Genomic DNA, 3,045 nt, shown 5'->3' with positions numbered 1-3,045 from the left:
CGGGGGCCGGGGCGGGTCAGAACCCGCCGCGGCCGGGGATCCAGGAGGTGCCGGTCAAGGGCACGCCGGCCATCGCCGCGGCCTCGATCGTCAGCGCGCAGAGATCCTCGGGCTCGAGGTTGTGGACGTGATTCTTGCCGCAGGCCCGGGCGATCGTCTGCGCCTCGAGCGTCATCACCTTGAGGTAATTCGCCAGCCGGCGGCCCGCCGCCAGCGGGTCGAGCCGGGCCATCAGCTCGGGGTCCTGGGTGGTGATGCCGGCCGGGCACTTGCCCTCGTGCCAGTCGTCATAGGCGCCGGCGGTGGTGCCGAGGGCGCGGTACTCCTCCTCGAGATGGGGATCGTTGTCGCCGAGCGCGATCAGCGCCGCGGTGCCGACCGAGGCGACGTCGGCGCCGAGCGCCAGCGCCTTGGCGACATCGGCGCCCGAGCGGATGCCGCCGGAGATGATCAGCTGCACCTTGCGGTGCATGCCGAGGTCCTGCAGCGCCTTCACCGCCTGCGGCAGGCAGGCCAGCGTCGGCTGGCCGACATGCTCGATGAACACGTCCTGGGTCGCCGCGGTGCCGCCCTGCATGCCGTCGAGGACGACGACATCGGCGCCGGCCTTGACCGCGAGCGTGGTGTCGTAATAGGGCCGCGCGCCGCCGATCTTGACGTAGATCGGCTTCTCCCAGTTGGTGATCTCCCTGAGCTCCAGGATCTTGATCTCGAGATCGTCGGGCCCGGTCCAGTCCGGGTGGCGGCAGGCCGAGCGCTGGTCGATCCCCTTCGGCAGGTTGCGCATCTTCGCGACCCGGTCGGAGATCTTCTGGCCCAGAAGCATGCCGCCGCCGCCGGGCTTGGCGCCCTGGCCGACCACGACCTCGATCGCGTCGGCGCGGCGCAGGTCGTCGGGGTTCATGCCGTAGCGCGAGGGCAGGTACTGGTAGACGAGCTTGTTGGAATGGCCGCGCTCCTCCTCGGTCATGCCGCCGTCGCCGGTCGTGGTCGAGGTGCCGGCGAGCGTCGCGCCGCGGCCGAGCGCCTCCTTGGCCGGGCCCGAGAGCGAGCCGAAGGACATGCCGGCGATGGTGATCGGGATGTCGAGCTCGATCGGCTTCTTGGCGAAGCGGGTGCCGAGCACGACCTTCGTGTCGCAGCGCTCGCGGTAGCCCTCGAGCGGGTAGCGGCTGATCGAGGCGCCGAGGAACAGGAGGTCGTCGAAATGCGGCACCCGGCGCTTGGAGCCGCCGCCGCGGATGTCGTAGATCCCGGTCGCCGCCGCGCGGCGGATCTCGGAGTTCATCTCGTTGGAGAAGGTCCAGGACTGGCGCGGCGTGGTCTGCGGGATCTGCGTGCCCTTGGTTCCGTCTTTCATGGCTGCGCTCCTCAATAGGCCGACGCGTTGTCGATGTGGAAGTTGTAGAGCCTGCGGGCCGAGCCGTAGCGCTTGAACTCCTCCGGCTTCGCCGGCGCGCCGGAGCGCGCGAGAAGATCGCGCAGGATCTCGAGATGCTCGGGCCGCATCTCCTTCTCGATGCAGTCCGCGCCGAGGCTCTTGACCGAGCCGCGCACGAAGAGCCGCGCCTCGTAGAGCGAATCCCCGAGCGCGTCGCCGGCATCGCCGAGCACGACGAGGTTGCCCGACTGCGCCATGAAGGCCGACATGTGGCCGATACTGCCGAAAACGACGATGTCGATGCCCTTCATCGAGATGCCGCAGCGCGACGAGGCATTGCCCTTGATCACCAGGAGCCCGCCATTGCCGGTCGCCCCGGCATACTGGCTCGCGTCGCCCTCGACGATGACGGTGCCCGACATCATGTTCTCGGCCACGCCCGGCCCGGCCGAGCCCTTCACGACCACGGTGGCCTGCTTGTTCATGCCGGCGCAGTAATAGCCCGTCGAGCCCTTCACCGTGACCTCGATCGGCGCGTCGAGCCCGACCGCGATCGCGTGGTGGCCGCGCGGGTTGGCGATCTCCCAGGCGGTCTGGTTGGTCGAGGCCTTCTGGGCGTGGAGCGTGGCGTTGAGCTCGCGCAGGCTGCTCTTGGAGAGGTCGAATGTCTGCATGATCAGTGGTTCCAGAAATAGACGGTTGCGGGCTCGGGCTCCCAGACGCGGGCGGTCTCGATGCCGGGCAGGTTGACCAGCGCCCGGTATTCCGAGCCGAAGGCGACGTACTGGTCGGTCTCGGCCATCACCGCGGGCTTGCAGGCGATCGGGTCGCGCACCACGCCGAAGCCGTCCTTCGTGCCGACCACGAAGGTGTAGAACCCGTCGAGATCCTCGAGCCCGGCCTCGAGGGCCGCGCCGAGGCTCAGGCCCTGGTCGAGCTTGTGGCTGAGATAGGCGGCCGCGACCTCGGTGTCGTTCTCGGTCTCGAAGCGCATCCCCTCGCGCTTCAGCTCGCGCCGGAGCCCGTTGTGGTTCGACAGGGACCCGTTGTGCACGAGGCACTGGTCGGGCCCGGTGGAGAAGGGATGCGCGCCCATCGTCGTGACCGCGGATTCGGTGGCCATGCGGGTGTGGCCGATGCCGTGGCGGCCGCTCATCTTCGACACCTCGAAGCGCGCCGCCACGTCCTTCGGCAGCCCGACCTCCTTGTAGATCTCGATGATGTCGCCGGCACTCATCACCCGCACCTCGGGGCGCAGCTCAGCGAGTGCCGCCCGCGCCGCGCCGAGCGCGCCGAGCGGCATCCGCAACACCGCGTGGCTGTCCTTCCCCTCGAGCGTCACCGCCGCCCCGACCGCCGCGCCGAGCGCCTCGGCCAGCCCCGCGAAATCGCGCGCCGGATCGGCCGACTGCACCGTCAGCTTGCCCTCGTCATCGGCATCCGCCCCGAAGATCGCGATCCCGGCGCTGTCCGGACCCCGGTCCGTCATCGTCACCAGCATCTCGGTCAGCAACGCCCCGAGCCGCGGCTCCAGCGACCGGTCCTTCAAAAACAGTCCCACAATCCCGCACATCTTCGACTCCCTTGGATCGCCTCACCAAAACGCTAGCACCATCCCGAACACACATCAACTACGAAGAAACAAATATTAAGGATAGGAAAAT

3 protein-coding genes are annotated in these 3,045 nt (G+C 68.8%); all 3 read right to left on the bottom strand.

Annotated features, from left to right (window positions below; all coding sequences use genetic code 11):
* Positions 1-16 precede the first annotated feature (16 nt).
* Genes R5H32_RS20755 through R5H32_RS20745 form a run of 3 tightly spaced genes read right to left on the bottom strand, consistent with a single transcriptional unit; the run spans position 17 to position 2,954 of the window.
* Entirely contained in the window at positions 17-1,360 is a 1,344-nt protein-coding gene (locus R5H32_RS20755) for an FMN-binding glutamate synthase family protein (protein WP_318340539.1), read from the bottom strand.
* A gap of 11 nt (positions 1,361-1,371) precedes the next feature.
* Positions 1,372-2,055: a GXGXG domain-containing protein gene (locus R5H32_RS20750; RefSeq protein ID WP_318340538.1), complete on the bottom strand. Its 684-nt coding sequence runs from the start codon at positions 2,053-2,055 to the stop codon at positions 1,372-1,374.
* A 2-nt stretch (positions 2,056-2,057) separates the two neighbouring features.
* Positions 2,058-2,954 (bottom strand): glutamine amidotransferase family protein, encoded by an 897-nt coding sequence (locus R5H32_RS20745; protein WP_318340537.1) that lies wholly within the window; start codon positions 2,952-2,954, stop codon positions 2,058-2,060.
* Positions 2,955-3,045 lie beyond the last annotated feature (91 nt).

The sequence above is a fragment of the Defluviimonas sp. D31 genome (genome assembly GCF_033436765.1).
Lineage (GTDB): Bacteria > Pseudomonadota > Alphaproteobacteria > Rhodobacterales > Rhodobacteraceae > Albidovulum.
This window is presented reverse-complemented; position numbering and strand designations above follow the sequence as displayed.